This is a genomic window from Phenylobacterium sp. (assembly GCF_016793225.1).
Taxonomy (GTDB): domain Bacteria; phylum Pseudomonadota; class Alphaproteobacteria; order Caulobacterales; family Caulobacteraceae; genus Phenylobacterium.
On record NZ_JAEUMN010000145.1, the window covers coordinates 34,317 to 42,197 of the forward strand.

Annotated in this window: 4 protein-coding genes and 1 pseudogene; all 5 read right to left on the reverse strand. The window is 71.6% G+C overall.

Features of this window, described 5'->3' with window-relative positions; translation table 11 throughout:
• The 5 genes and pseudogenes from JNK30_RS17020 to JNK30_RS17040 all read right to left on the reverse strand — a co-directional run bounded on the left by JNK30_RS17020 (position 1) and on the right by JNK30_RS17040 (position 7,765).
• Positions 1-2,289 (reverse strand): annotated as a pseudogene (locus JNK30_RS17020) (sulfatase-like hydrolase/transferase).
• 53 nt (positions 2,290-2,342) lie between these two features.
• On the reverse strand, positions 2,343-2,927 hold the full coding sequence (locus tag JNK30_RS17025; RefSeq protein ID WP_293483993.1) for a GNAT family protein: 585 nt from the start codon (positions 2,925-2,927) through the stop codon (positions 2,343-2,345).
• Between the two features lie 226 nt (positions 2,928-3,153).
• Positions 3,154-3,915 (reverse strand): sulfite exporter TauE/SafE family protein, encoded by a 762-nt coding sequence (locus JNK30_RS17030; protein WP_293483995.1) that lies wholly within the window; start codon positions 3,913-3,915, stop codon positions 3,154-3,156.
• Positions 3,916-4,495: 580 nt separating this feature from the next.
• Complete coding sequence (locus JNK30_RS17035) at positions 4,496-5,962, reverse strand: tannase/feruloyl esterase family alpha/beta hydrolase (protein WP_293483997.1); 1,467 nt, start codon at positions 5,960-5,962, stop codon at positions 4,496-4,498.
• Between the two features lie 456 nt (positions 5,963-6,418).
• Positions 6,419-7,765: an acyl-CoA dehydrogenase family protein gene (locus tag JNK30_RS17040; protein WP_293483999.1), complete on the reverse strand. Its 1,347-nt coding sequence runs from the start codon at positions 7,763-7,765 to the stop codon at positions 6,419-6,421.
• Between the last annotated feature and the right edge of the window lie 116 nt (positions 7,766-7,881).

The following is a 7,881-nucleotide window of genomic DNA, read 5'->3' on the forward strand; positions in this document are numbered from 1 at the left end:
CTACTGCCGCGCCATCTCCGCCTGCCCCACCGCCTCGCCGTCGAGCGCCTGGTCGGGATCCATGGCGACGGTCACCTTCGAGAGCTGCCCCGTGAAGGCGAACGGCGCCGGATAGTCGGCGACCGGGCTGCCGCGGTCCAGGCCGATGTCCAGCCCGGACCAGGAAATGAAGGTCGCGAACCCGGTCGTGGCGACGGTCTCGCCCGCCGGCTCGCCGTCCACGGTCAGGGTGAAGGTGCGCGGCCCCGCCTCGCTGCGCACGGACGAGACGCCCAGCCGGGCGGCGGTCGGCGGCAGCGGACCGGAGCTGACGGTGGTCTTCTGGCCGCCGATGTTCAGCGTGTGGTGCAGCCGGCCGTCCTTGACGTAGAGGCTGTAGCCGCTGGTGGCGTCGCCGTGCGCGATGAGGACGCCTTCGCAGCCGGGCGTGAGACCCACGTGGGCCTCGATGCGGTAGCTGCGGGCGCGGACGTCAGGGGCCACGTCGGTGGGCAGGTGGCCCATGCCGTTGTGCAGGACGAACCGGCGCCGGTTCGCCTGGAAGCGGGCGGCGTACTCGATGATGCGCGGCCCGAAGCGGTCGTCGAGGGGCAGGACCTGGTGCGCCTCGGCCTGCCGCCACCACTCGTCGATCATCGCGGACAGGCGCGCAGGCTCGGCGGCCGCCAGGTCGTCGCTCTCCGAGAAGTCGGCGTCGAGGTGGAACAGCTCCCACACGTCGTCGTCGAAGGACGATCCCGGCGGATGGAACGCGACGGCCTTCCAGCCGTCCTGCCAGAGGCCCCGGTGGCCGAACATCTCGAAGTACTGCGGGCTCTTCCGCGCCGGAGCGGCCGCGTCGCGCAGGCTGGCCGCGAAGCTCTCGCCCTCGAGCGGAATCTGCTTCACCCCCTGCACCTCGTCGGGCGGGCCGATGCCGATGACCTCCAGCAGCGTCGGGACCAGGTCGCAGGCCGCGGCGAAGTGGGGGCGGATCTCGCCACGCGCCGCGATCCCCTTCGGCCACGAGATCACCAGCGGATCGCGGATGCCGCCGCCATGGGTGTTCTGCTTGTAGCGGCGCAGCGGCGTGTTCGAGGCCATCGCCCAGCCGTGCGGGAAGTTGGAGTGGGTGTCGGGCCCGCCGATGTCGTCGATCCGCGCGATCTTCTCGGCCATCGGCTCGCCGCGGAAGTTGAAGGGCCCCATGGCGTTGACGAACCCCTGCGGCCCGCCCTCCTGGCTGGCGCCGTTGTCGGACATCACCAGGATGAGCGTGTCGTCGCGCAGGCCGGCGTCCTCCAGGAAGGCGACCAGGCGGCCGATGTGCTGGTCCGTGTGCTCCAGCATCGCGGCGAAGGCCGACTGCAGGCGCGTCATCAGCCGCCGCTCGTCCTCGGGGTAGCTGTCCCAGGGGCGGACGCCGTCGTTGCGCGGCGGCAGCCGGGTGTCCGGCGGCACGAGGCCCATGGCCTTCTGCCGGGCCAGGCGCTCCTCGCGCTCCACGTCCCAGCCGCGCTCGAAGACGGCGTCGTAGCTCCGGATCAGGTCGGCAGGCGCCTGATGCGGCGCGTGGCAGGCGCCGGGCGCGAACCAGCAGAGCCATGGGACGTCCGACGCGTCGGCGACATGGTCCGCGATGTAGCGGATCGCCTCGTCGGTCAGGTCCGCGGTCAGGTGATAGCCGGTCTCGTAGGTCCCCGGCGGCGTGATCGGCGTGTTGTCGCGCACCAACTCGGGCGCATACTGGTCCGTCTCGGCGTCCATGAAGCCGTAGAAACGATCGAACCCGCGGCCCAGCGGCCAGCCGTCGAAGGGGCCCGTCGGTCCGGTTTCCGTCAGCCGGGTCACGTGCCACTTGCCCAGCATGTAGTTGCGGTAGCCGTGGGGGCGCAGCATCTCGGGCAGCGTGGCCGCCTCGCGCGCGAGCTTCCCCCGGTAGCCGGGAAAGCCGCAGTCGAAGTTGGCCAGGCACCCCATGCCCACCGAGTGATGGTTGCGGCCCGTGAGCAGCGCGGCGCGGGTGGTCGAGCACATGGCCGTGGTGTGGAACCCGGCTTAGCGGAGGCCCTCGGCCGCCAGCCGGTCGATATTGGGCGTGCGGATGGGCGAGCCGTAGCAGCCGAAGTCCGAGAACCCCACGTCGTCGAACAGGATGACCAGGATGTTCGGCGCGCCCTTGGGCGGCCTGGGCGCCTGCGGCCAATGGGGCGTCGACTCCGCCACCGTCCGCCCGATCCTCGGCTCGCCCATTCGCCCCTCCCCCATTTGGGCCGAACATGCCGGACCGCGCGCTTCGGGCCAAGTCATGGCACGCCGCGCGCCACTTTCCGCGCGCGCTCGGCCGGGGGCGCCGGCGGGCCCTATGCGAACGCGGCGATGCGGGCGTCGAGGCGGCCGCGGACGGCCGGCCACTCCTCGTCGGTGACCGAGAAGAAGACGGTGTCGCGGATGCGGCCGGTCCAGGTCCTGCGGTGCTTGCGCAGGACGCCCTCCTGAACGGCGCCCAGCTTCAGGACCGCCGCGCGGCTGCGGGCGTTGATGGCGTCGACGCAGAACTGCACCCGCATCGCGCCGCTGTCGAAGGCGTGGCCGAGCAGGAGGCGCTTGGCGGAGGGGTTCACCGCGCCGCCCCGGACTGCGGGGTCGTAGTAGGTGCCGCCGATCTCCACCGTGCCGTGGAGCCGGTCGATGGCCATCAGGGTGGTCATGCCGCGGCAGGCGCCGTCCGCGACCACCGCGTAGGGGATCGTCTGGCCGGCCTCGGCTTCCCGCGTGAGGCGCGCCCACTGGGCGTCGAAGCCGTCGCCCAGCATCGTGTAGGGGTAGAGCTCGTTCCAGGTCCCGGGGTCGGCGTCGCAGGCGGCGCGCAGGCCGGCCTTGTGGGCCTCGGCGAAGGGTTCGAGGCGGACGTGGGCGTTCGCGAGCACTTCAGGTCTGAGATCCATGGCGGGCCCCCTAGCGGTTAAGAGGCCGCCATACCGGCTTGGTGGTCTGGTCCAAACGACCAATTTCCGGCCAAGCGCCAGACCACTTCCGCGGGATGCGGGGCCGTCGGAAAAAAGCGGCGCCCGCAGCCCTTGCAGCGGCGGCCGGGCGACATATGTGAGGCGTGCCCATTCCTGGGCGTTTCCTCCCTAAGAACTTGGCCGGGCCTCGCGCCCGGCCTTTTTTCTAGCCGCCGGCGGCGAAGAGCTGGGCCGCCTGGATCAGGTAGGCCACGCCCACCGCGGTCACGATCCAGCGCGTCCAGCGCTTGAAGTTCACGTCGCTCATCCGGTCCAGGATCCGGCCGCCCACGGCGGTCCCCGCCATCGACAGCGGCACGGCGAGCGCGAAGACCCACCAGGGCGGCAGGCCCACGCCGGCTGTGGACCCCAGCGCCAGCGGCGAGCCGTAGACGACGATCTTGGCGAGATGGGCGAACACCTGGGTGGCCGCCTTGGTGGCCACGATGGCGTGGCGGTTCAGTTCGGTCTTGACGAAGAAGATGTCGAGCAGCGGCCCGGCCACGCCCGCCGTCAGGTTCACGCCCGTCACCGCCAGCCCCGAGGCGAAGGCCTGCGGCGGCCGCGCCGCATCGAGGTTGATCCAGCGCTGCGGCAGCCAGGTCAGGAACGGCACCAGGCCCAGCAGCAGGAACAGGAGCGGCTTGGACGGCACGAACGAGAGCGCCAGCACGACGGCCATGGCGATCGCCGAGGCCGCCGCGTACCACCCGACGATGTCCCAGCGGACGTGCCTACGATGCAGGATGGCGCGCCAGCCGTTCGCCACGAGTTGCAGCAGCCCGTGGGTCACGAAGGCCGCCTGGACGGGCAGGACGAGCGCCAGCGCGCCCATCAGCACCAGTCCGCCCGCCATGCCGAACACGCCCGAGAGCGTGGCCGTCAGGAAGGCCATGGCGACCACGAAGGCCGCGGAAAGAGGGGTCATGGAAATCCTCCGGAGTTGCGATGGGCTCCGGAGGACGGGCACAGGCCGCCTCCGGTCGCTCATCAACTGCGCGTCGCGCGCGGGACGGAGAGGGCGCTGCAAGCCGCATCGGGCGAGCGCCGCGGGGGCCACGACCGCGGTCGGGCGAGGTATCGGTGGCTGCGTAACGCAAGGCCAGGCCGGCTTACACCGCCGCCGCGGCAAGCGCTACCTTGGCGGGCGCGGGCGCCGCCACCCCCTCTCGCTTCGCGAGCTCCCCCAGGGGGGGAGCATCTGCGGGGCGGGGCTTCCGTATGGACGCCACAGGCGCTCGATTGAACCGCGGAGGGCGCGGATAAGAGCCCAGAGGGCGCAGAGATCTCTGACCCGCCGGGGGACGCCGCGGGGCCGGGCGGATGGCCTGCGGGGTGGTCGGCTTGACCGCAAACTGGGGAGACGCGCTTGGTCCTCCCCTGCAAGGGGAGGGGGACCCGCGCAGCAGGGTGGAGGGGTCGGTGGCGCTGGCGGCAGCCCCCCTCCACGGCCTTCGGCGGTCCCCCTCCCCCTGCGGGGGAGGACTGGGGGGGGAGGACTGCGGCCGCTACCGCCGCTTCGGGGCCGGGCAGCTCCAGGCGCCGCCGGCGTCCTTGCGCGCGACGGAGGGGTACGGGCAGAGCTGCTGGGTCGCGCCGCCGGCGCCGGTGGCGGTGAGCCCGCCGGGCGCCCTGCCGTCGACGACCCAGGCGTCCAGCGTCGCCAGCCAGTCGACGTTGGCCGGCGCCGCCCCGCCGCCGCAGTGGAGCATCCCGGGGACCAGGTACATGCGGTAGAACCCGCCCACGTCGCCCATCGTGCGACGGACGTCCTCGTAGTAGACGATCGACGAGGCGGCCGGGATCGCGGGGTCGTTCCAGCCATGGTACTGGATCAGCTTGCCGCCGCGCCGTTTGAACGCCGCCAGGTCCGGATCGTCGGAGTCGATGATCGGGCTCATCTTGGCCTTCGCCCGGTCGAACTGGGCCCCCAGGTCCAGCGTCAGGAAGTCGAACGCGGGGTCCCCGAAGGCGAAGTACTTGAAGGCGTTGGAAGCGAACTGGTAGCCGGCCGCCTGCCAGTTCCGGTCCTGGCTGGGCCCGGTGATCCAGGCCTGCCAGCCGCCGGTCAGCGCCTCGGCCCCCGGCGAGATCCCGGGCAGCGCGATCCGCCCCGTGCGCGGGTCCTTCCGGCCGGCGTAGATCTCGCGGGCCGCGCGCACCTGCGGCGCGGTGAGGCAGCCTCCCGCCTGACCGGCCTTGCACTGGAGCACCCCGGGATCGAACCGGCACGCGGCGGGATCGCGGACGAAGGCCTCGCCCCCGCAGTCCTTCAGCGCGCGCGCCTGCAGCAGCTCCAGGGCCGGCTTGTCCAGGTAGGCCCCGGGCCGGGCCAGCGCCTGCTGCTGGGCCGCGCCGTTGCCGAACAGGAGGCTCATGTAGTTGGCCGGCGCGCCCGCCACGATGCCGTCGAAGTCGGCGGGGAACCGCTGGGCCTCCATCAAGGCCTCGCGGCCGCCGTCGGAACAGCCCATGAAGTACGAGAGCCTGGGCCCGCCCGCCTTCTGCGCCTTGATCAGCGCCTTGGCGGCGTCGGTGGTCTCCTTCAGCGAGCGCCAGCCGTAGTCCACCAGCTTCTCGGGATGGCCCAGCGCCCAGGACGCCGAGGTGCCGATGGCGCGGTGGCCGTTGTCGGTGCCGGCGACCGCATAGCCCGACTGCGCGACGCGTCGCAGGTAGCCCGAGTTGATCGAGCCCGCGAAGCCGCCGTTGCCCAGCTGGACGAACTTGCCGTTCCACGCCGCGCCCGCCGGGATCCAGACCTCGATGCCGATCTCGGAGTCGCGGGTCGGGCGGCTGACCACCGAGACCTTGCACAGCTCGGCGCCGCCCGCCGTCTCCACGCTCGCCGCCGTCACCTCGGCGTGCGGCAGCTTCACGGCCTTGAGGTCAGCGCAGGCCGTCTCGGCGCTCGCCAGCCCCGGCGCCGCCATCAGCGCCACGCCCGCGGCCGCCGCCATCAGAACCATCTTCATCCCAGCCCTCCCCGTGTTTTGCGGGATTTCAGCATGGTTGGGGGTGGGACGGGAGGTGGGAAGTTTGGCTGGGGGCGGGCGTTTCGACCAGACGTGGGGGTCCGAACCCCTGACCCATATCTCAATGCGTCAGCCCGCGGGGAAATGCGCTGCCGCCTCTGGGGCAGCATCTCGAAGGTCGTCCCCCGCGCCGGGGCCGCCGCTTGCCCTCTCCACCACCCGCTCTTCGGCGGGCGGTCCCCCTCTCCCGCGAGCGGGAGAGGAAGGGGGCGCGGTGTTGGTCCTCCCCTGCAAGGGGAGGGGGACCATGCGTCAGCATGGTGGAGGGGTCTTGAGCGCCGCGGATCGCCCCCCTCCCCCTGTGGGGGAGGACTGCGCGGCGAGCGGGACGCCCCCAACGAAAAGGAGCCCCCGTTGGCACGGGGGCTCCCTCGAGGCGTCGCCGGGGCGGCGCGGCTAGTTCCGGAACACGGCCGCGGAGGCGCCGCGGTCGTCGGGCATCTCGCGGTACTGCTGCAGCTCGTTGCGGCCCACCACCATGTGGTGCACCTCGTCCGGGCCGTCGGCGATCCGCAGGGTGCGGGTGTTGGCGTACATGCGGGCGAGCGGCGTGTGCTGCGACACGCCCAGGGCGCCGTGCATCTGGATGGCCTGGTCGATGATCTGGCACACCTTCTCGGGCACCATCGCCTTGACCATGTGGATCCAGACGCGGGCCTCGCGGTTGCCCAGGACGTCCATCGCCTTGGCCGCCTTGAGCACCATCAGGCGCATGGCCTCGATCTCGATGCGGGCGCGGCTGACGCGCTCGATGTTGCCGCCGAGCTGAATGATCGGCTTGCCGAACGCCACCCGGCTCATGCCGCGGGTCACCATCAGGTCCAGCGCCTTCTCGGCCGAGCCGATGGCGCGCATGCAGTGGTGGATCCGGCCGGGGCCCAGGCGCAGCTGGCTGATCTCGAAGCCGCGGCCTTCGCCGAGCAGCATGTTCGAGGCCGGGACGCGGGCGTTGTTGAACCGGATGTGCATGTGGCCGTGCGGCGCGTCAGGGTCGCCGAACACCTGCTGGCCCTGGACGATCTCGACGCCCGGGCAGGGCAGCGGCACAAGGATCTGCGACTGCTGGAGGTGCGGCGGATCGTGGTCGCCGCCGGTCCGGACCATGCAGATCATGACCTTGCAGCGCGGGCTGCCGGCGCCCGAGATGTAGTGCTTCTCGCCGTTGATGATGTACTCGTCGCCCACGCGGACGGCGCGGGTGTCGATGTTCTTGGCGTCCGAGCTGGCGGTGTTGAGCTCGGTCATGCAGTAGGCCGACCGGATCTTCCCTTCGAGGAGGGGCTCCAGCCACTGCTTCTTCTGCTCGGGCGTGCCGACGCGCTCCAGCACCTCCATGTTGCCGGTGTCGGGGGCGGCGCAGTTCATGATCTCTGAGGCGAGGCGCACCTTGCCCAGCTCGACGGCGATGTAGGCGTAGTCGAGGTTGGAGAGGCCTTCACCCGTCTCGGCGTTGGGCAGGAAGAAGTTCCACAGGCCCGCGGCCTTGGCCTTCTCCTTGGCGGCTTCCAGCACTTCGAGCTGGCCCGGCGCGTACTGCCAGATGTCGGGACGGCCCTCGCCCAGGCGGTGCCACTCCTCGGAGGCCGGCTCGGCCACCTCGCGGATGAACTCCTTCACCTTGTTGTAGAGCGGGAGCGCCTTGTCGGACATCCGCAGGTCGTTGAGCTCGTCCTGCGGCGAGAGGCCGAAGCTGGACTGGGCCTGGGCGGCGGCGCCGGCGGGCCGGTCGGCGGTCATGGTCATGGGTCGCTCCCAACAGTTTTTCTCTGGCGTCCTTTGTCGCGCACTTTCGGGAGAATTCAAACAACTGTTTTAGGGATAGGCGCGGCGGCGCGCGGCGCCTGATCCGTCCCGGTCTT